The sequence below is a fragment of the Jeotgalibacillus terrae genome (assembly GCF_016908195.1).
GTDB classification, from domain to species: domain Bacteria; phylum Bacillota; class Bacilli; order Bacillales; family Jeotgalibacillaceae; genus Jeotgalibacillus; species Jeotgalibacillus terrae.
The window spans coordinates 1-19,523 of the sequence record NZ_JAFBDK010000032.1 but is presented as its reverse complement, the minus strand read 5'-3'; the positions used below and the strand labels follow the sequence as shown (position 1 = coordinate 19,523).

Below are 19,523 nucleotides of genomic sequence, written 5' to 3'. Positions count from 1 at the left end.
CCCCCGCAATTACCTTGGTCCCGTGGTGTAGCGGTTAACATGCCTGCCTGTCACGCAGGAGATCGCCGGTTCGATCCCGGTCGGGACCGCCATTTAAGTTTCCATGACACTGGTCATGGTTATTTTTTTGTTTAAAGAAGAAACTTTTTCGTGTAAACTGATACTGATAGATGAAACTGACAGACTGACTCCGTGTGGGTGAGTCTTTTTTATTGATAATATAAATGATGTTAACAACGTGATAATCAGCGGGGTGAATAGATTGAAGACATTTGAATGGAGATCTTCTTCAGCTGAGGAGACTGATGCGTTTGCAGAGAGGCTTGGCAGTCTTTTAAAGGCAGGAGATGTGTTGACGCTTGAGGGCGACCTTGGTGCAGGGAAGACCACATTTACAAAGGGGCTTGCAAAAGGTCTTGAAGTGAAGAGAACGGTGAATAGTCCGACGTTTACCATTATGAAGGAATATCAGGGTAGACTGCCGCTTTATCATATGGATGTGTACCGTGTGGAGGATGAGTTTGAGGACCTTGGATTTGATGAGTATTTTAATGGAGACGGCGTGTGTGTGGTTGAGTGGGCGCACCTGATTGCAGATCAGCTGCCTGAGGAGAGACTTGAACTTTCGATTAATTACGTGGGCGAACAGGCCAGAAGGTTTGAGTTAAAGCCAAAGGGTGAACGTTATGAATTGTTATGTGAGGAGATTTTTTAATGATTGTACTTGCGATTGATACATCGAATCAGCCGCTGTCGCTTGCTGTATTAAAGGATGGCACGGTGATGGGTGAGAAGCTGATTAATATAAAAAGAAATCATTCACTGCAGGCAATGAGTGAGGTAGAAGCGCTTTTGGCGTCACTTGATGTGGAGCCGGCTTCACTTAAACGGATTGTTGTAGCGAAAGGACCGGGGTCTTATACGGGCGTGAGAATTGGTGTGACGCTTGCTAAGACACTTGCGTGGTCGTTAAAAATTCCGATTGTGGGTGTGTCGAGTCTGCTGTCACTGGCATGGCCGGGGAAGTATTTTGACGGTGTGGTTGTACCGCTGATGAATGCCCGCAGAGGAAATGTGTATACAGGACTGTATGAATATCGTGATGGCTGGCAGACGCTTGAAGAGGATCGCAATGTGGCGATGAGCGACTGGCTGGTTCATTTAGCTGAGAGAGAAGATCGTGTATTCTTTACGGGCGCGGATGTTGATGTGTTCTGGGAAGAGATTCAGTCTGTCCTTGGTAAGCGTGCATACCGGGTTTCTGAAGAAGAGGCTTATCCAAGTGCTGTAATGATGGCAAAGCATGCGGAAGGGTTGCCGGATGAGGATGCACATGGATTTGTGCCGAATTATATCCGTCTTGCAGAAGCGGAGGCAAACTGGCTGAAAGAGCAGGAAAAGAAGAATGGATGAGATCCGGTTCCGGTGGATGACATATGGGGATATTGATGGGGTGTTGGCTGTGGAGGAAGCTTCATTCAGCGCGCCATGGAGCCGTGAAGCATTTGAAAATGAGATGACGATTAATCAGTTTGCGAAGTATCTGCTGCTTGAAGTGAATGGGGTGATTGCGGGTTACTGTGGTATGTGGCTGGTGATGGATGAGGCGCATATTACGAATGTGGCTGTGATTCCTGAGCTGCGCGGACGGAAACTTGGTGAAAAGCTGATGGTTAGAGTGATGAATCAGCTGCGTGATGAAGGGGTAACAATGATGACGCTGGAGGTGAGGGTGAGTAATTATATTGCCCAATCACTTTATGAAAAGCTTAGCTTTTCAAAAGGCGGGATTAGGAAAAATTATTATTCAGATAATGGAGAGGATGCATTAGTCATGTGGGTGAAGTTAAATGAGCAGTGAGACACTGATTTTGGGAATTGAGACGAGCTGTGATGAGACTGCTGCATCTGTTGTGAGGAATGGAACGGAGATTATTTCGAATGTAGTGGCTTCACAGATCGAGAGTCATAAACGATTTGGGGGAGTTGTTCCTGAGATTGCTTCCCGTCACCATGTTGAGCAGATGACGATTGTGGTTGAGGAAGCGCTTGAGCAGGCTGACGTGACGATGGATGACATTGACGCAATTGCAGTGACGGAAGGTCCTGGACTGGTAGGTGCATTGATCATTGGTGTGAATGCGGCAAAAGCAATTGCGTTTGCACATCAGAAGCCTTTAATTGGCGTTCATCATATTGCGGGGCATATATACGCGAACCGCCTGATAGAAGAAATGAAATTTCCGCTGTTATCGCTTGTAGTCTCAGGTGGTCATACGGAACTTGTATTAATGAAGGAACACGGTTCTTTTGAGGTGATCGGTGAGACGCGGGATGACGCAGCAGGTGAGGCTTATGATAAAGTGGCGAGAACGCTTGGACTGCCTTATCCGGGTGGACCGCATATTGATAAGCTGGCGCAAGAAGGTACGCCTTCAGTGAAGCTGCCGAGAGCGTGGCTTGAAGAAGGATCGTATGATTTCAGCTTCAGCGGATTGAAGTCTGCTGTGATCAATACGCTTCATAATGCAGAGCAGCGCGGTGAAGAGATTGATGTGAAGGATCTTGCTGCAAGCTTTCAGGAGAGTGTGGTTGAGGTACTGACTGAGAAGACGAAGCGGGCAGTTGAGGAGTATGGTGTGAAGCAGCTGTTACTTGCAGGTGGCGTTGCTGCGAATAAAGGATTACGCACACGTCTGACTGAGATGTTTGGTGAGAGAGAGGATCTTGAGCTAGTGATTCCACCGCTGTCACTGTGTACGGATAATGCGGCGATGATTGCAGCAGCCGGGGCTGTGATGTATGAGCAGGGGAAGCGTTCGACGTTGACGATGAATGCGAATCCGGGGTTGATGTTGTAAATATAGATGCAGTCTTGCTGAAAACACTTGGATCTTAACATCCAAGTGTTTTTTTTATTATAAGAAGTACTTTATCCTTCTGTATGACTGATAGGAAACTGAAATTCATTTTCCTCAAGAAAGTGGTTAATTTTTGAGCTGATAAAGATAAACCCTGCAAAGATCAGGCCGTTGAAAATCCATCCGCTAATGGTAAGGTAGATCAGCATTTGATCATATCCATTCACGCCATAGTTTGATATGAGCCATGCTTTAAAGGTGTTTTGAAATACTCCGCGGAAGAAAAATAAGCTTGTCAGCAGCTGAAACCACATAAAAATTCCCTGAGTGGAGTAAAGTGCTTTGCTGTTTTCTCTCGGGTACCCCTGTAAAAAAGCAAAATCAATCGCGAACGTAAGGGCTAACGGTTTTTTGAACAGGATAGAAAATAGATAAACAGCTGCGAATAAATATCCCAGGTACACCTGATTCCAGAGCATATTTTCTGCATTTGAAGAAAGTATGTTCACAGCTGTTGAAAGGACCAGTGAGTCTATTATAAAGAGACCCATCATGTTCAATTGTTTCTGTTGGATAAATCGATAAACGGTATAGACAAAACCCGGAACAGTAGAAAGGAGCATTGCATAGTAATCTCCGAGAGGGTCTCTTCCATAGTTCCATAGTAAATAAGGGATCCCAACGTAAAAAACGAGATCCAGAAATGCAATTTTCCTCATTTTCTCCCTCCGTTATGACTGAAATGATAGTTGATGGCGTCTTCAATAAACTTTACGACTTCTTTATCAAATTGGTAAAAGCCTAAGTTTTCATCACTTGTTTTAGTCAGTTGCCAGGCTTTTTGAGCCAGCTCGTGATCACCCTTGTACATTTCCTCAACCAGACTGATCCATCTTTGTGCTAACGCTTTGGCATTTTCCGCCTCAACATTTCCCTCAATATTCTTATGTACATCATTCACCAGTGCGATCCATTTTTCTGTCAGTTCACTCCCGTCTCCAAAAGAGGGTAAGTGAGCAAGCACCTGTTGTTCTTCCTGAGTAAAATGCTGACTCCAGATCGCCTCTAACTCTTTTTTAGTAGTGGGATGACTGTTGAATGTCTGAAAAACATCCTCCCAGCTGCTTGTGCCTTCAAGAGACATTAACTCTAAAATAGAATGAATGGACTGCTCAGCTTTGTTTAACTGTTCACGTTCAAAATTGATCTTTTCCAAACGAAAATTCAAGGTTTCTCTTAAGTCACTTTGCTTATTTTTAATGACTTGATTGATCGCTTCGAGTTCAAGTCCAAGGTCTTTTAACGTAATAATGTGGTGCAGCCTTGTAATGTCCTGATCAGTGTATAGGCGGTGTCCGCCACTCGTTTTCGAGCCGGGTGTCAACAATCCAATTTCATCGTAATATCTTAATGTCCGCACAGTTATACTGCTGATCTTAGCAAGTTGACCGATCGAGTACATATCATCACTACCCTTACCTAATTATTCCTTTAACAATATTATAAAACCTGACGTAACGTAAGGTTCAACCCTTTTTTGGAAATTCACACGAAAATATTGGAAAAATCATTGACTATTCAGTTCAACTGTATTAACTTATTATTAAGCTCAACTATATAGTTAAACTGAATAGAAGGTGAAAAAATGAAACATAAGTTATTGCCGCTGTCAGAAACGATGCACTATATTCTGCTGGCACTCCGTGAACCCCTACACGGCTATGCTGTGATGCAGAAGATAGAAGAGATAAGTAATGGAACCGTTATTTTAGCGGCGGGCACATTATACGGAGCAATTGAAAACATGAGTAAACATGAATGGATCGAACCGGTTGGTAACTCAGGCCGCAGAAAAATGTATATGATTACTGCAGAAGGAAGACGCATTTTGCAAGTGGAGCAGGACAGATTGCTGCATATTTTATCCTTGTATGAAGGAAGTGAATCGGATGAAGAAGGTTAAGATATTCTTTAACATTGAAAAAGAGGAGCAATGGCTGAATAGTCAATTACAAAAAGGCTATCGTTGCACAAATGTGAGCAGTCTGGGTGTATATACTTTTGAGAAAAGTGATGTGGAGTACGTTATGCGTCTTGATTATCAGGAGCGTTTAACCGGGCAAAGACTTGAGGAGTATAAAGGAATTTATGAAGATTTCGGCTGGCGGTATGTGAAGGGTACTCCACTCAATGGGATACGGTATTGGCAAAAGAAAAACGATCATCGAAATGAAATTTTCTCAGATCGCGATTCCAAAGCAAATTATTATCAACGGTTAATGAAATATTCATTTTGGTTAGGGACGATGTGTTTAACTTTTTCATTTTTACTTTACAGTGATACGGGGTTGTACCATGAAAATATCTGGCGTATGGAAGGATCAATGTTCTGGAAGGCTTTTATATTTGAAACCCCTTTTGTTGTCTTAAAGCTTTTTCCACTCCTGCTGGTTGGTTTCTTTAGCAGCAGTTACTATACAGCTTATCGTCAGCATAGAGCGTTAAAGGAGAATTAATATCCCGATATTGATGACTTTTTCCATTGTATGAATAAACCCCGGGGCGTACAATACTGGTAGAGAGACAGGAACGGGAGATGCATCATATGGATAAGGATATTCAGGTTTATATAGATAGTGAAGAAAAACGCACGCAGCTGTATAAAAGAACGCTGTGGGTAGTGGTGCTTTCGCAAATCTTTGGCGGCGCGGGTCTTGCAGCCGGTATCACGGTTGGTGCGCTGCTCGCGCAGGATATGCTTGGAACGGATAGCTATGCAGGACTTCCGGTTGCATTGTTCACGCTTGGTTCTGCAGGAGCGGCACTCTTGGTTGGCAGGCTGTCTCAGAGAGCAGGAAGACGTGTTGGGCTTGGAGCGGGCTTTGTAACCGGAGGAATTGGTGCGCTTGGTGTCGTGGGGGCGGCAGTTTGGGATAGTGTCCCGCTATTATTGATATCGCTGCTGATCTACGGAGCAGGAACTGCAACCAACCTTCAGGCGCGCTATGCAGGAACAGATCTGGCAACTGACAAACAGCGTGCGACAGCAGTCAGTATTGCAATGGTCTCGACGACTTTGGGTGCTGTTGCGGGGCCGAATCTGGTTGGTGTCATGGGACGGTTTGCTGAATCAATTGGTATCCCGGCACTTGGCGGACCGTTTATCTTAGCGGCAGCAGCGTATATCGCAGCAGGACTGATCTTATTTATCATGCTAAAGCCTGATCCGCTGCTCATTGCACGGACATTATCGGATTCAGCAAAAGAACAGACGGCGCCTGTTGATCAGTTTGACGTATCCGGTTTGAAAAGAAGAGGCGTGATCACTGGGGGAGTTGTGATGGTGCTCACGCAGATTGTCATGGTGGCTGTGATGACGATGACGCCTGTTCATATGGGACATCACGGTCATGCACTCAGTGCAGTCGGTCTAGTCATTGGTCTGCATATTGCTGCAATGTATCTGCCTTCTCTTGTGACAGGTGTGCTGGTTGATAAACTTGGCCGTACATTTATGGCAGCTGCCTCGGGTGTCACACTGCTTGCAGCCGGTGTTGTAGGGGCACTGGCGCCGGGAGAATCTTTAACCGGAATGATTGTGGCGCTGATGCTACTCGGTCTCGGATGGAATTTCGGTCTGATCAGCGGTACCGCTACGATTGTTGACTCAACACACCCTTCAGTGAGAGCAAAAACACAGGGCTCAGTTGATGTTTTCATTGCATTATCAGGAGCGGCAGGCGGTGCACTCTCAGGCATGGTCGTCGGTGCTTCGAGCTTTTCGATACTATCATTAGGTGGTGGATTACTATCGCTTATCCTGATTCCAGTGATCTTCTGGGCACGGGGAACTAAATCAATGAGAAGTCAAACACAGCTGTGAAAAGCTGTGTTTTTCTGTGGATAAGCTGTGGGTAACTATCAAAAGAGCTGTATATAACTCAGTGTGTCTTTTTATGTGGATAATGTTGATAATTGTGTACAAGTCTGTGGACAATGTGTATAACTCTGTTAAAAAGCATGAATACGCTGTGTGTAGTGTGTATAACTCTGTGTATTGTCATCATTCTGTTACATTACGTTCACACTATATACATAATTGATTTGCAATTTTCACACAAATATAAGCGAAAAGTTATTCACAATTGCCTGATATTTCGGAAACGGAAGGATGAGTGAGAATAGGGAGGATTTGCAGAGAATTTGGGTGATGAGAGATTTTAGTTTGTGAAAAATAGTACGTGGGAGGGGTTGGTGAGATGAGACAGCAGTGAGCAGTGAGGGGAGTAGGTACAATTACACTTTTTCATGAACCGAGCTTGAAATCTCATGAACATTGCCTGAAATCTCATGAACACCCGTGAGAATTTCATGGAGCATTACAGAAATCTCATGAACAACCAGCAAAATCTCATGAACCACACCACCTAGATTTCAATCAAAAAAGGGACCCAAAAAGGATCCCTGCTTAAACCTCATTACTCACTCAATTCCTCTTCCAGCTCAGCCCACTCTTCAAGCAGCAGGTCCATCTGTGTTTTGGCCTGTTCAATGGCCTGGTTGGAGTCCATGACCCGTTCGTGATCCTGAAAGATCTCAGGGTCGCATAACAGATTTTCATGTTCTTCGATCGTACCTTCAAGCTCAGTTACCTGGAGCTCAATTTCCTCTAACCGTCTGCGCTTTTTCCGTTCAGCTTTCTGCTTTTCTTTATCAAGTGCGAAGGCTGATTTATCAGTCGGTTTTTCTGCAGCCGGTGCTTTTTCGAGGCGATCGCGCTCTTCAATTGCGGCAAGCTCAGCCAGTTCATTCAGCTTCTCCATATAATAATCATAGTCGCCAAGGTATTCTGTGCTGCCTTCAGCGGATAGCTCAAGCACCTTTGTCGCAAGCCTGTTAATGAAGTAACGGTCATGCGAAACAAACAGAATCGTTCCCGGATAATCGATCAGCGCATTCTCCAAAATCTCTTTACTGTCGAGATCAAGGTGGTTGGTCGGCTCATCTAAAATCAGCAGATTCGATTTCTGCATCATCAGCTTTGCAAGTGCAAGACGCGCTTTTTCCCCACCGCTCAATGTTGAAACAGGCTTCAGTACATCATCCCCTGAGAACAGGAAGTTGCCAAGCACGGTGCGGATATCCTTTTCATTTTTCATCGGATAATCATCCCACAGCTCATTCAGTACCGTTTTATTCGAATGCAATTCAGCCTGCTGCTGGTCATAGTAACCGATACTGACGTTCGACCCGTACTGAATTTGTCCTGCAAGTGCAGGCAGCTTTTTCACAATCGTTTTTAAAAGGGTGGACTTCCCGACGCCGTTTGGTCCGATCAGCGCGATACTGTCTTCACGCGTAACGGCTGCGTTGATGTGCTGCGAAACGGGGGCATCATAGCCGACAGAAAGATCCTGCAGCTTCAGCACATCGTTCCCGCTCTGGCGGTCAATCGAAAAGCCGAAGCTTGCTGATTTCTCATCACCTTTAGGACGATCCATCCTGTCCATCTTCTGCAGCTTTTTACGGCGGCTCTGAGCCATTTTCGTCGTAGAAGCCCGCGCCAGGTTACGCGCGACAAAGTCTTCCATCTTTGCGATCTCTTCCTGCTGCTTCTCGAATTCCTTCATTTCACGCTCATAGTCGAGCGCTTTTTGATCAAGGTAGCGGCTGTAGTTGCCGTGGAATTTTTTCGAACGCTTGCGCGAGATCTCTACAACCTGATTGACGATTTTATCTAAAAAGTAGCGGTCATGCGAGACGATCAGAATCGCGCCCGGATACCCTTGCAGATAAGATTCCAGCCAGCTGAGCGTATCAATATCCAAGTGGTTGGTCGGCTCATCGAGGATCATGACGTCAGGCTTTGTTAATAGTAACTTTCCTAACGCAAGCCGCGTTTTCTGTCCGCCACTCAAAGTGGAGATCGGCGTATCATAATCAAATGATTGAAAGCGCAGGCCGTGAAGCACGGCTCTGGTATCTGCTTCATATTGATAACCGCCTGCATCCTTGAACTGAACCTGCAGCTCATCATACTCCGTCATCACACGGTTATAGCGTTCTGCGTTTTCATAGACGTCCGGATCAGCCATTTGCTGCTCGGCTTCCCGTAATCGTACTTCCATTTCTTTTAAGTGATCAAAAACACCGATCATTTCGTCCCAGATCGACAGCTCGGATTCAAGTCCGCTGTGCTGCTCGAGATAACCGATCGACACACCTTTTGGTTTATTCATATCGCCGTTGTCATGAGACATCTGTCCGGCGATGATTTTTAAAAGGGTCGACTTACCGGCGCCGTTACGGCCGACAAGTGCGATCCGGTCTTTTGTCTGGACTTCAAGCTTTATATTAGAAAGAATCTCTTCTGCGCCAAATGACTTGGAGAGATTGTTGACCTGCAGTAAAATCATAAGCTCACCTCATTTTTCTTCCTCTTAAGTGTATCGCACAGAGGTTCTGATAAGCAATGAAGTGCCATTGTGAAAAATGTTGCATACTTTGCAAGCAGATACCGTAATGGTGTATGATACAATAGGGACTTGGATTGTATTTAAAAGGAATTTGTTGTGAAAGATTGTTCTTATATAAATGGGTTGTTGAGCTTCGCTTCAGGCGGACGCTTTCCGGACGGTGGTTGCTGAGCCTCCTCGCCTACGGCTGTGGGGTCTCAGCTTCCCACTAATCGTCCCGGAGTCGCCGCCTTACGCTTCGCTCAACGCTTTAGTATTTAGTATCACTTCACTACAAAGAACTATTTTATAGTTTGATAAATGAGAGAGTTAACCTAAACAAAATTAGATTTACTCACTCAGCTGACCCTTGGAGCAGAGGGCGGAGACTCCCGCCCCAGGAAGGGACAGGTGAGACCCCGCAGAGCGAAGCTCGAGGAGGCTCACCGCCCGGGGGCAGGAAAGCGCAGCCCTCTGCGGAAAGGGTCAGCGGTCTTTAAAGACCATCTGCAATAGATAGATTTGGAAGCGTTCACAGCTTCACTTTACATGCAGTGTCTATGGCACTGTTGGATTTAGGGGGAGTACAGGAATGAGTCAGGAACAAATGAAGATTCCTCAGGCAACTGCAAAGCGGCTACCGTTATATTATCGCTTTTTGAAGAATCTGCATTCATCAGGAAAGCAGCGCGTGTCTTCAAAAGAGCTGAGTGATGCTGTAAAGGTTGATTCAGCAACGATCAGACGAGATTTTTCGTATTTTGGTGCACTTGGTAAAAAGGGTTATGGGTATAATGTAGAGTACCTGCTGTCATTTTTCCGTAAAACACTTGATCAGGATGAGACGACGAAGGTTGTGCTGATTGGTGTCGGAAATCTGGGGACAGCGTTCTTACATTATAATTTCCTGAAAAACAATAATACGAAGATTGAAATGGCATTTGATGCCGATCCTAAGAAAGCGGGAACGTCAATTGGCGAAGTACCGGTTTACTCGATGGACGAGCTTGAAGAAAAGGTAACAGGCAGTGACATTGAAGTCGCGATCCTGACTGTTCCGGCCGGTCCGGCGCAGAATATCACAGATCGATTAATTGATCTGAAGGTAAAAGGGATACTGAATTTCACACCTGCAAGACTATCGGTGCCTGAGCATATGAGAATCCATCATATCGATCTTGCAGTCGAATTACAGTCCCTGATTTACTTTTTGAAAAATTATGGATCAGATGACGAAGAAACGTCACAATTAGACGAGATATAGAATAGCCAAATGATTCAATATGATTTATGATAAAGAAAGAACAGAGGAGGTGCATGTATCATGCCAGGTGGATTAAGCCTTGCCGTGATCGCAATCGTTGCATTATTAATTTTTGGTCCTAAAAAACTGCCGGAGCTAGGGAAAGCAGCAGGCAGCACCCTTCGTGAATTCAAGGATGCAACAAAAGGACTTGCAGATGATGATGATCCAAAAGAGTCGAAGAAAGACAACAACCAGCAATAATTACGGGATGGTGGCCATATGAATCAGCAAGATATGACCGTCCATGAACATATAAGTGAAATAAGAAAACGACTCATCATTGTGGTCGTTTTCTTTGTCTTTGCGATGGTAGGGGGATTCTTTATAGCTGAACCGCTGATGACATTCCTTCAGTCCTCAGACGAAGCCGCGCAAATGACATTGAATGCATTCCGGGTAACAGATCCAGTGAAGATCTATTTCCAGATTATCATGTTCACTGCGTTGATCATGACGGCGCCAATTATATTGTATCAGTTGTGGGCATTTATCAGCCCGGGTCTGAGTGACAGAGAGCGGAAGGTAACCCTCAGTTATATTCCTGCTTCAGTTATTCTATTTTTAACAGGCCTTGCGTTCGCATACTTTATTTTATTCCCATTCGTTGTCCGTTTCATGATGAACCTGTCTGAAAATCTGGAGATCGAACAGGTTATCGGGATCAATGAATTTTTCCAGTTTTTATTCCAGATCACCATTCCATTCGGCTTCTTATTTCAGCTGCCGGTGATCATGCTATTTATTACGAGACTCGGCATCGTGACACCAATGTTTCTTGCAAGCATCCGGAAGTACGCATACTTCGGCCTGCTTGTCGTCGCAGCATTTGTCACACCGCCGGATATTTTCTCACATATGATCGTAACCGTCCCGCTGATTCTGCTATATGAAATCAGCCTGTCGATTGCAAAGATCGGTTACCGGAAAGCACAGAAAGCAGAAGCAGAACAACGTGAATTAGAAGAACAGGAACGCAGGGAGCGGATTGACCGCGAACTGGCGGAGAGAGAAAGCAGCGGGGAGTGATTCCTTGCTGCTTTTTTGTTTGGGGCGGGATGTGTGAGTTGGTTGGGGGTGGTTCGGCGTAAAACCCGGCGTGTTCGCTACTTGTCAGCTGGTGTTCGGGTTCTGCGCCAGGGGGTTCGACGTACAACATGCTGTGTTCGACGTATCTCCAACCATGTTCGCCGCTTCATGACTAAATACCCACCCCCCATCCCCCCGAACCACAAACAAAAAAGCAGCGGCACCAAGCCGCTACTTCTTCTCATTCATATGCTTCTTAATCTTAAAGTGGAGTCCGATCAGCCTCACTCCTGCACCGATATCATACGTTGCAAAGGCAACGAACAGATAGGCGAAGAAGCCCCAGCCATTTTCATTGACGCTGTTGATCGCAAAGTAGACGAAAAACGCGCCAAGGATCAGATAGAAGACTCCGTGTCCGAGTGGAGATCTCATTTACAAAATTCCCCCTATTGCAAAGCGCCACAGTGCGAACATCGCTTCATTCAATTCAGCCCAGCGCTGGATCTGTTCAGCGAAGAAGAACTGTGTTAACACGACGAATGAGTTAATCGCCATGTGTGCGATGATTGGCACGATGATGCGTTTAGTATATGCATAAAGGAATGCGAATGCATAGCCCATTGCCGCATACAGCAGAATGTGCGTAAAGTCGACGTGTACAGCCGCAAATACCAGTGCACTGATCAGTCCTGAGATAAAGAAATTATATTTCCGGTACAGCCATCCGAAGATCACCCCGCGGAAAACAATTTCCTCTAAAATCGGGCCAATTACTGCAACTGCAACCGCTGCAAGCGGCACATAAGACAGCAGGCCGATAATATCCTCTGTATTCTGAGACCCTGGATTAATGCCGATCAATGATTCAATCGCAACAGCAATGATCTGACTGAAGAACGCCAGGAAGATCCCGATAAACGCCCAGATTGCAGACATGCCGGGACTTGTTTTTTCACCAGGCAGATCAAGCACGCCTTTATTTTTGTTCATAATCAGTAAAATAATGATCAGCCCGATTGAGAAGCTGATAAAGATCCAGTAACCGGATATCGAATAAAGCAGCACAGCAGGCTCACTGTCACTGACCATCCCGCTGACCAACAGCGCAAGTGGCACGGCTACAAATGTAGAAAGCTGCATAGACACGTATGTGATTAATATAATGAGAAAGGTGCGATTCACAATCATACTCCTTTGAAATAGATTCGTTCTGTTTATTCTACTATTGAACTACAGCACCTTCAATTCAAAGCCACCATGTCAGACGTATTTAGTAGACATTTTGTGAAAAGGGCGTGCATATAGTGTTTCTTTAGTGAGCGCTGCCCTTCTTCGTGCAGGACTTCGCTTTCCTGCCCCCGGGCGGTGAGCCTCCTCGGCTTCGCCTGTGGGGTCTCACCTGTCCCTTCCTGAGGCGGGAGTCTACGTCCTGCACTCCGAAGGGCAGCTGGAGATTACTCATCACAATAAAGTGCGTAGTAAAGGAGGTAGGAATCTTCAATTTGCTGAGCGTACATAACTTTTAACACCTAAGCTTGTCCTAGTAGTGGAGAGCGGAGTCGCCTGTGGAAAAACGATTTTTCGTCCATGGAAAGCGCACTTCTCCACGAAAAAGACAAGCAGTTACCGAAAACAAATTTTTAAAAAATTTAAGCCCATGTCACTTGCAAAAATATCTGGAATTATTTAAACTAATACTTGTGTTAGCACTCATATATGAAGAGTGCTAATAAAAGAAGAACATAATTCAAGGAGGTTGTTTCACTTGTTAAAACCATTAGGTGATCGCGTAGTAATTGAGCTGGTAGAGTCTGAGGAGCAAACGTCAAGCGGGATTGTACTTCCGGATAGTGCGAAAGAAAAGCCGCAGGAAGGTAAGATCGTTGCCGTAGGTACAGGACGTGTACTTGAAAACGGTGAGCGTATTGAGCTTGAAGTATCTGTTGATGACCGTATCATCTTCTCTAAGTACGCTGGAACAGAAGTGAAATACCAGGGCACAGAATACCTTATCCTTCGCGAAAGTGATATTCTGGCTGTCGTAAACTAATTCATTCATTTAAAAACATAACGATTCACAACTATATTATATTCTGGGAGGAACCTTACAAATGGCTAAAGAAATTAAATTTAGTGAAGAAGCACGCCGTTCAATGCTTCGCGGTGTTGATCAGCTTGCTGATGCAGTAAAGGTAACACTTGGACCAAAAGGACGTAACGTTGTTCTTGAAAAGAAATTCGGCTCACCACTGATTACAAATGACGGTGTAACGATTGCAAAAGAAATCGAGCTTGAAGATGCATTCGAAAACATGGGTGCAAAGCTTGTAGCTGAAGTAGCAAGCAAGACAAACGAAATCGCCGGTGACGGTACAACAACTGCAACGGTTCTTGCACAGGCAATGATCCGTGAAGGTCTGAAAAACGTAACAGCTGGAGCGAATCCGGTTGGCGTACGTAAAGGGATCGAAAAAGCGGTCGTGGCTGCGCTTGAAGAACTAAAAGCAATCTCTAAGCCAATTGAAGGCAAAGAGTCAATCGCACAGGTTGCAGCAATCTCAGCAGCTGACGATGAAGTTGGCCAGCTGATCGCTGAGGCTATGGAGCGCGTTGGTAACGACGGCGTTATCACAATCGAAGAATCAAAAGGCTTCACAACAGAGCTTGACGTTGTAGAAGGTATGCAGTTCGACCGCGGATATGCATCTCCATACATGGTGACTGACTCTGACAAAATGGAAGCAGTACTTGAAAATCCATATATCCTGATCACTGACAAGAAGATTGGCAGCATCCAGGAAGTACTTCCTGTCCTTGAGCAGGTCGTTCAGCAGAACAAGCCGCTTCTAATTGTTGCTGAAGACGTTGAAGGTGAAGCACTTGCAACACTTGTTGTGAATAAGCTTCGCGGAACATTCAACGCAGTGGCTGTTAAAGCACCAGGATTCGGTGACCGTCGTAAAGCAATGCTTGAAGACCTGTCAATCCTGACTGGCGGTGAAGTGATCACGGAAGACCTTGGACTTGATCTGAAGTCTGCCAACGTTTCACAGCTTGGACGCGCAGCGAAAGTTGTTGTCACAAAAGAAAACACAACAATCGTTGAAGGCGCAGGAGACGCACAGCAAATCGGCGCCCGCGTTGCACAAATCCGTTCTCAAATCGAAGAATCAACTTCTGACTTTGATAAAGAAAAACTTCAGGAACGTCTTGCAAAGCTTGCAGGCGGCGTAGCAGTCATCAAAGTTGGTGCTGCAACTGAAACTGAACTGAAAGAGCGTAAACTCCGCATTGAAGATGCACTGAACTCGACTCGCGCAGCAGTTGAAGAAGGTATCGTATCAGGAGGTGGTACAGCGCTAGTGAACGTATACAACAAAGTCGCTTCAATCGAAGCAGAAGACGACGTGGCAACTGGTATCAACATCGTGCTTCGCGCACTTGAAGAACCAATCCGCCAGATCGCACACAACGCAGGCCTTGAAGGCTCAATCATCGTTGACCGCCTGAAGAAAGAAGAAGTCGGCGTAGGCTTTAATGCTGCTAACGGCGAATGGGTTAACATGATCGAAGCTGGTATCGTGGATCCAACAAAGGTAACACGTTCAGCACTTCAAAACGCTGCATCAGTAGCAGCAATGTTCTTAACAACAGAAGCTGTCGTAGCAGACATTCCAGAACCGGATAGCGGCGGCGGAATGCCTGATATGGGCGGTATGGGCGGCATGATGTAATAATCGCCCTCAATAAAAGAGAGAAACCTTGTTTTATGAAGGTTTCTCTCTTTTTGTTTTATCGATTTTAGGACAAATGCTCATAGTTTGCTCATAGTTTATGTAATTAAACTCAATGATGTTATTAGTTAGTTTGGATTTATTGTAAAATATTGTAGAAATCATGTGTGTAGTTGTTATAATTACTTATGATACTAACCAAATTACAGTTATTTAGGAGGAACTTTAATGGATTTCAGAGGGAATAGATGGTACAAATGTGATCTACATTTACATACACCTGAAAGCATTTGTTTTTCGGATAAAGATGTTACGCCTAAAGAATGGGTTGAAGCATGCATTAATAAGGGTTTAGATGTTGTAGCGGTGACAGATCACAACAGTGGTAATTATATTGACAAAGTTCTTGAAGAGGCTGAAGGGACCGGTCTAACAGTTTTTCCGGGCGTTGAAATTACTTGTGATTCAGCAAAAGTACATCTTTTAATTTTATTTGATAAGCACAAACGTACAAGTGATATTAATGGCTTTCTTCAATATTGTGGAATCGAAGAACATAAGTTTGCTCAACAGGATGCCACTACATCTGAGCGGGAAAATATATTCACGGTAGCAGAAAAAGCTAGTGAACGTGGTGCTCTAGTTATTGCTGCTCATATAGACGAATATAACGGTATCTCTGAAATGAGTTACCAAAAGATGAGTGATTTTTTGGATAAGAATTATATTAATGGTGTACAAGTAGTGAATGGAGAATTACTTGATCAAACAGAAGTTTCTACGCCCGATCTTCTAGAATCACTGAAGACAAGATATAGTAGAATCGACGTAAATCTTTTAAGGGAATGGAAGAATGCAGTAAAGTTATCACTAGAGAAGAATAAAGCGATATTGACTTTCTCAGATAATCCAAGTGGTCAGGGACAAACTACTCATGGACTTTGGGGAATAGGGAATAGGTATACTTGGATTAAAATGAAAGAAGAAGTAACTCTAGAAAGTCTTAGACATGCATTGTTAATGCCTCGTCAGAAGATCAAAAATGATTTTCAAAGTAAGTCTATTCCATATGCAACGCCTGATTTAACAATAAAAGGTTTAGAAATTAAGAATAGTAATTTGAATTCCGAGAAGCCTCTAGAAATCCATTTTAATCCTCAAATGAATACTATTATTGGAGGTAGAGGAACTGGTAAGTCCTCTATTAATCGAATTATCCGTGGACTATTAGGTGGCAATAGTGAATTAAATGACTTTAATGAATTGCTCAAAGAACAAACCGATTTTTTTAAGGTAAATGAAAGTGTTAGAGGTGAAGAAAGTAAAGGTGTACTTAAAGCTGAAACTGAAATAGACCTTTACTTGCAACGATTGGGTCGTACATATAAAATCAACTATATTAATTTTAATGGGGTGGAATGCGATAAATCCTTTTACGTTTTAAATGATTTTGATGAGTATGAAGTGTGTGATAGCTCTATTTTAGAGCTTTTCCAGGCTGAAATTTATTCACAAAAGCAGATTTATAATATCGCAAGCAGACCAAATGCTCTAAGAGAAAAAATTGATCAATCGATAGATGGATTCAATGAACATAAAAATATGATTGATGCGATTAAAAATAAATATTTTGAGATAACTGCAAGAATGAGAACTATTGAAAAGCGTCTAGAAAATAAATCTAGATTAGAAATAGATATCAATGATATGAAAGAAAGATTAAAGGAGTTTGAAGAAAAGGGTTATCAATCAACTCTGAAAAAACAAGAAGAAGCTGAAATAGAAAATTCTCAATTGCAATCCGTGATAAATGATTTAGATAGAAAAAAAGAAACATTATCCGATTTTCAAAAAGAATTCTCTTACCCGGATATAAGTAAATTTAATTATAACTCTAAGTCTGCTGCTAATTTAAAACAAATTTTAGAGGATAACTACCAACAATTTCAAGAGGTAATAGCAAAATTAGAAGAAGGTAAAACCATTTTAGCTACAGTTCAAACTTCATTGAAAGATGCCATCGCTTCGTCTGCTTGGCAATTACATCTTAAAGAAGTTAAGGTTGAATACGAAAATTTACAGGAGAGACTTGGACCTGAAGATTTAAGCGATCTATCTAATATTGAGAGTTTGTCAAACCGTCTATCGCAAAAAGAGAAGGAAATGGCGGAGTTAATGGATGATGAAATAAAATTAAATGATTTATCAAAGGAATTAGAAGAACTTATTTCTGAATATTTAGAAATAAGAAAAATGGTAACTTTACGGAGAAGAGAATTTTTAAAAGATACGCTTGCCGATATATCAAATATCAATATTAGTGTGAGTCCATTCCGAGACATAATAAATTATGAAGATGAATTGAGAAAGATTCTTCAAAGGGCAGAAGCTTTTACAGAAGATTTTCAAAAAGTAAACTCCATAATATTCTCCGGGCAAGTTGAGCGAACAATAAAAGCATTCTCAGAATCTATTGTATCCATAAAATATGATGGAATAATTGATAATAGATTTTCAAGAAGGTTTAATACTTTTATTCAGAATTTAAGTGATGAACAAATAGATAAAATCAAACTGCTATATCCTGAAGACAAAATTGAAGTGCAATACAAATCAAATGAAGCTTCACCTTTTAAGTCAATTTCAAATGCTTCTGCTGGTCAAAAAACTTCAGCAATACTGACTTTTCTTTTGTCATATGGAAATTCTCCGCTACTCTTAGATCAACCAGAAGATGATTTGGATAACCAGCTTATTTATGATCTTATTGTAAACCGTTTAAGTCATTCAAAAAATCATCGTCAAATTATCACGGTCACTCACAATGCAAATATTCCCGTTAATGGTGATTCGGAGTGGGTTATCGCAATGAATTCAGAAAGTAAGGATATAGAAGTTATGCATGAAGGTTCTATAGAAGACCAAAATGTAAAAGAGGCGATATGCAATATTATGGAGGGCGGCAGAGAGGCATTTGAATTACGTGCTAAGAGATACAACTTAAATGCATAATTTATGCTAACTTTTAGTTATTTTGGTTATGAGGTATTTTTATGTAAAAGCCGTTTTCAACGGCTTTTTCTAATGGAGTTATTTTGATAACTCTATTAGAACTGATGACTTTATAACTCTAATGTAGCAGCAAAATTACTTAATGAACTCTGCATTTCTAGGTGTCTAGTGTTTGTTAAGTGTGTATAAATCTTTGTAGTAATGGTTGTGTCGGAATGTCCCAGTAATTCTGCTACATTTATAACAGATTCCTTTTGCTCAATTAACAATGAAGCGAAAGTGTGACGGAAAGAGTGTAGGGTAATTGGATGATCGTAATCCCATTTTTTAAGAAGAGCTTTAAGTCTATTACGCATATAAGTGTGAGTTAAAGGCTTATATTCATTCTTGAAAAATACAAAGTTCTTATTTGTTTGCGTTTTATATTTGGCTTCTATATCTTTTTTGTATTTATCAAGTTCTTTTACTAACACGTCTGCGAGCGGAACTTTTCTTCTCGATTTTTCCGTTTTAGGAGTATCTAACAGGTATTTGTTTTCATTATTCGTTGGATTATAGAGAGTGTGGTTCACTGTAAGAAATTTATCCTTCAGATTAATGTCTTCCCATCTTAATGCCATTAGTTCGCCTATTCTAAGTCCGGTTAAAGCTAGGGTGTAGAAAATAATAAAATCATTCTTTTTATTACTATTTTTTGCGATTCTTAGAAACTCATTTAGCTTATCTTTTTCTAAGAAATTTTCAAATTTGTTCGCATCGGAATATTCTTTTTTAAAAACAACGTTATGACATGGGATTTCATAAATTAGTTTTTCACGCTCAGCAAATTTAAATATGAGTGAGAGGGAATGATGTATGCTTTCTACATAATTACGAGAGTAGTTTTTAGAGAGGTCTGTGATTAAGCTTTGATAAGTCCGGTAATTAATATCTTCAATTTTTCTATGCCCCCATAGTGGAAGTACTTTTTTGAGTGCTTTTTTTCGTATATATAGTGTTCCGGGTTTTACACTTTGCTCGTATATGGACATTGACTACAGCCAAGGGATAGATCCAGTGTTGCCATCTTTTTGACCCACCAATGACATCCATTTGATCCACCGTTGCCATACGAGATCCACATAAA

19 protein-coding genes and 1 tRNA gene are annotated in these 19,523 nt (G+C 42.6%); 14 read left to right on the top strand and 6 right to left on the bottom strand.

Annotated features, from left to right (window positions below; all coding sequences use genetic code 11):
• Nucleotides 1–16: 16 nt before the first annotated feature.
• The 5 genes from JOD21_RS18595 (at nucleotide 17) to tsaD (ending at nucleotide 2,861) form a co-directional block, all read left to right on the top strand.
• A tRNA-Asp gene (locus tag JOD21_RS18595) sits at nucleotides 17–92 on the top strand.
• 170 nt (nucleotides 93–262) lie between these two features.
• A complete protein-coding gene (gene tsaE, locus JOD21_RS18590; protein ID WP_204730989.1) occupies nucleotides 263–715 on the top strand; it encodes a tRNA (adenosine(37)-N6)-threonylcarbamoyltransferase complex ATPase subunit type 1 TsaE in 453 nt (150 codons plus the stop codon).
• Entirely contained in the window at nucleotides 715–1,413 is a 699-nt protein-coding gene (gene tsaB / locus JOD21_RS18585; RefSeq protein WP_204730988.1) for a tRNA (adenosine(37)-N6)-threonylcarbamoyltransferase complex dimerization subunit type 1 TsaB, read from the top strand. The genes tsaE and tsaB overlap by 1 nt, the downstream gene beginning before the upstream one ends.
• Nucleotides 1,406–1,861, top strand: a complete 456-nt coding sequence (gene rimI, locus JOD21_RS18580) for a ribosomal protein S18-alanine N-acetyltransferase (RefSeq protein ID WP_204730987.1) — start codon at nucleotides 1,406–1,408, stop codon at nucleotides 1,859–1,861. Before tsaB ends, rimI begins: the two co-directional genes overlap by 8 nt.
• Nucleotides 1,851–2,861 carry a tRNA (adenosine(37)-N6)-threonylcarbamoyltransferase complex transferase subunit TsaD gene (gene tsaD, locus JOD21_RS18575; RefSeq protein ID WP_204730986.1) on the top strand — a complete coding sequence of 337 codons (1,011 nt, stop codon included), beginning with the start codon at nucleotides 1,851–1,853 and terminating at the stop codon, nucleotides 2,859–2,861. Before rimI ends, tsaD begins: the two co-directional genes overlap by 11 nt.
• 71 nt (nucleotides 2,862–2,932) lie before the next feature.
• Here the strand turns inward: tsaD and JOD21_RS18570 are convergent, their stop codons facing one another.
• A complete protein-coding gene (locus JOD21_RS18570) occupies nucleotides 2,933–3,580 on the bottom strand; it encodes a VC0807 family protein (protein ID WP_204730985.1) in 648 nt (215 codons plus the stop codon).
• Nucleotides 3,577–4,323, bottom strand: coding sequence for a MerR family transcriptional regulator (locus JOD21_RS18565; RefSeq protein WP_204730984.1), 747 nt, complete (start codon nucleotides 4,321–4,323; stop codon nucleotides 3,577–3,579). Before JOD21_RS18565 ends, JOD21_RS18570 begins: the two co-directional genes overlap by 4 nt.
• A 183-nt stretch (nucleotides 4,324–4,506) precedes the next feature.
• Here JOD21_RS18565 and JOD21_RS18560 point away from each other — a divergent pair, with 183 nt between their 5' ends.
• From JOD21_RS18560 to JOD21_RS18550, 3 genes are all read left to right on the top strand, one after another.
• Complete coding sequence (locus tag JOD21_RS18560) at nucleotides 4,507–4,824, top strand: PadR family transcriptional regulator (RefSeq protein WP_204730983.1); 318 nt, start codon at nucleotides 4,507–4,509, stop codon at nucleotides 4,822–4,824.
• Nucleotides 4,811–5,377, top strand: a complete 567-nt coding sequence (locus JOD21_RS18555; protein ID WP_204730982.1) for a DUF2812 domain-containing protein — start codon at nucleotides 4,811–4,813, stop codon at nucleotides 5,375–5,377. Before JOD21_RS18560 ends, JOD21_RS18555 begins: the two co-directional genes overlap by 14 nt.
• Before the next feature lie 89 nt (nucleotides 5,378–5,466).
• Entirely contained in the window at nucleotides 5,467–6,744 is a 1,278-nt protein-coding gene (locus tag JOD21_RS18550) for an MFS transporter (RefSeq protein ID WP_239581695.1), read from the top strand.
• A 595-nt stretch (nucleotides 6,745–7,339) separates the two neighbouring features.
• Here the strand turns inward: JOD21_RS18550 and JOD21_RS18545 are convergent.
• A complete protein-coding gene (locus JOD21_RS18545; RefSeq protein ID WP_204730980.1) occupies nucleotides 7,340–9,277 on the bottom strand; it encodes an ABC-F family ATP-binding cassette domain-containing protein in 1,938 nt (645 codons plus the stop codon).
• Nucleotides 9,278–9,908: 631 nt separating this feature from the next.
• On the opposite strand from JOD21_RS18545, the gene JOD21_RS18540 reads away from it, so the two are divergent.
• The 3 genes from JOD21_RS18540 to tatC are packed head-to-tail and all read left to right on the top strand — an operon-like array spanning nucleotide 9,909 to nucleotide 11,648.
• Nucleotides 9,909–10,580 (top strand): redox-sensing transcriptional repressor Rex, encoded by a 672-nt coding sequence (locus JOD21_RS18540; RefSeq protein WP_204730979.1) that lies wholly within the window; start codon nucleotides 9,909–9,911, stop codon nucleotides 10,578–10,580.
• Between the two features lie 60 nt (nucleotides 10,581–10,640).
• A complete protein-coding gene (locus JOD21_RS18535) occupies nucleotides 10,641–10,823 on the top strand; it encodes a twin-arginine translocase TatA/TatE family subunit (RefSeq protein WP_204730978.1) in 183 nt (60 codons plus the stop codon).
• An 18-nt stretch (nucleotides 10,824–10,841) separates the two neighbouring features.
• On the top strand, nucleotides 10,842–11,648 hold the full coding sequence (gene tatC, locus JOD21_RS18530; protein WP_204730977.1) for a twin-arginine translocase subunit TatC: 807 nt from the start codon (nucleotides 10,842–10,844) through the stop codon (nucleotides 11,646–11,648).
• A gap of 231 nt (nucleotides 11,649–11,879) precedes the next feature.
• On the opposite strand, the gene JOD21_RS18525 is transcribed toward tatC, so the two are convergent.
• The gene (locus tag JOD21_RS18525) at nucleotides 11,880–12,083 is read right to left on the bottom strand and encodes a YdiK family protein (protein WP_204730976.1); all 204 of its coding nucleotides are present in this window, start codon (nucleotides 12,081–12,083) and stop codon (nucleotides 11,880–11,882) included.
• Nucleotides 12,084–12,833, bottom strand: coding sequence for a CPBP family intramembrane glutamic endopeptidase (locus JOD21_RS18520; protein ID WP_338032934.1), 750 nt, complete (start codon nucleotides 12,831–12,833; stop codon nucleotides 12,084–12,086).
• Nucleotides 12,834–13,416: 583 nt separating this feature from the next.
• Here JOD21_RS18520 and groES point away from each other — a divergent pair.
• From groES to JOD21_RS18505, 3 genes are all read left to right on the top strand, one after another.
• Nucleotides 13,417–13,701, top strand: a complete 285-nt coding sequence (groES, locus tag JOD21_RS18515; RefSeq protein ID WP_204730974.1) for a co-chaperone GroES — start codon at nucleotides 13,417–13,419, stop codon at nucleotides 13,699–13,701.
• A 61-nt stretch (nucleotides 13,702–13,762) separates the two neighbouring features.
• The gene (gene groL, locus JOD21_RS18510; protein ID WP_204730973.1) at nucleotides 13,763–15,385 is read left to right on the top strand and encodes a chaperonin GroEL; all 1,623 of its coding nucleotides are present in this window, start codon (nucleotides 13,763–13,765) and stop codon (nucleotides 15,383–15,385) included.
• Nucleotides 15,386–15,613: 228 nt separating this feature from the next.
• Nucleotides 15,614–18,397, top strand: a complete 2,784-nt coding sequence (locus tag JOD21_RS18505) for a TrlF family AAA-like ATPase (protein WP_204730972.1) — start codon at nucleotides 15,614–15,616, stop codon at nucleotides 18,395–18,397.
• Between the two features lie 110 nt (nucleotides 18,398–18,507).
• On the opposite strand, the gene JOD21_RS18500 is transcribed toward JOD21_RS18505, so the two are convergent.
• Nucleotides 18,508–19,428 (bottom strand): tyrosine-type recombinase/integrase, encoded by a 921-nt coding sequence (locus JOD21_RS18500; RefSeq protein WP_204730971.1) that lies wholly within the window; start codon nucleotides 19,426–19,428, stop codon nucleotides 18,508–18,510.
• Between the last annotated feature and the right edge of the window lie 95 nt (nucleotides 19,429–19,523).

Bases quoted from the DNA above. Each gene is read 5' to 3' on its own strand.
- tsaB (WP_204730988.1), top strand. From the start codon at position 715: ATGATTGTACTTGCGATTGATACATCGAATCAGCCGCTGTCGCTTGCT.
- rimI (WP_204730987.1), top strand. From the start codon at position 1,406: ATGGATGAGATCCGGTTCCGGTGGATGACATATGGGGATATTGATGGG.
- tsaD (WP_204730986.1), top strand. From the start codon at position 1,851: ATGAGCAGTGAGACACTGATTTTGGGAATTGAGACGAGCTGTGATGAG.
- JOD21_RS18570 (WP_204730985.1), bottom strand. From the start codon at position 3,580: ATGAGGAAAATTGCATTTCTGGATCTCGTTTTTTACGTTGGGATCCCT.
- JOD21_RS18565 (WP_204730984.1), bottom strand. From the start codon at position 4,323: ATGTACTCGATCGGTCAACTTGCTAAGATCAGCAGTATAACTGTGCGG.
- JOD21_RS18560 (WP_204730983.1), top strand. From the start codon at position 4,507: ATGAAACATAAGTTATTGCCGCTGTCAGAAACGATGCACTATATTCTG.
- JOD21_RS18555 (WP_204730982.1), top strand. From the start codon at position 4,811: ATGAAGAAGGTTAAGATATTCTTTAACATTGAAAAAGAGGAGCAATGG.
- JOD21_RS18550 (WP_239581695.1), top strand. From the start codon at position 5,467: ATGGATAAGGATATTCAGGTTTATATAGATAGTGAAGAAAAACGCACG.
- JOD21_RS18545 (WP_204730980.1), bottom strand. From the start codon at position 9,277: ATGATTTTACTGCAGGTCAACAATCTCTCCAAGTCATTTGGCGCAGAA.
- JOD21_RS18540 (WP_204730979.1), top strand. From the start codon at position 9,909: ATGAGTCAGGAACAAATGAAGATTCCTCAGGCAACTGCAAAGCGGCTA.
- JOD21_RS18535 (WP_204730978.1), top strand. From the start codon at position 10,641: ATGCCAGGTGGATTAAGCCTTGCCGTGATCGCAATCGTTGCATTATTA.
- tatC (WP_204730977.1), top strand. From the start codon at position 10,842: ATGAATCAGCAAGATATGACCGTCCATGAACATATAAGTGAAATAAGA.
- JOD21_RS18525 (WP_204730976.1), bottom strand. From the start codon at position 12,083: ATGAGATCTCCACTCGGACACGGAGTCTTCTATCTGATCCTTGGCGCG.
- groL (WP_204730973.1), top strand. From the start codon at position 13,763: ATGGCTAAAGAAATTAAATTTAGTGAAGAAGCACGCCGTTCAATGCTT.
- JOD21_RS18505 (WP_204730972.1), top strand. From the start codon at position 15,614: ATGGATTTCAGAGGGAATAGATGGTACAAATGTGATCTACATTTACAT.
- JOD21_RS18500 (WP_204730971.1), bottom strand. From the start codon at position 19,428: ATGTCCATATACGAGCAAAGTGTAAAACCCGGAACACTATATATACGA.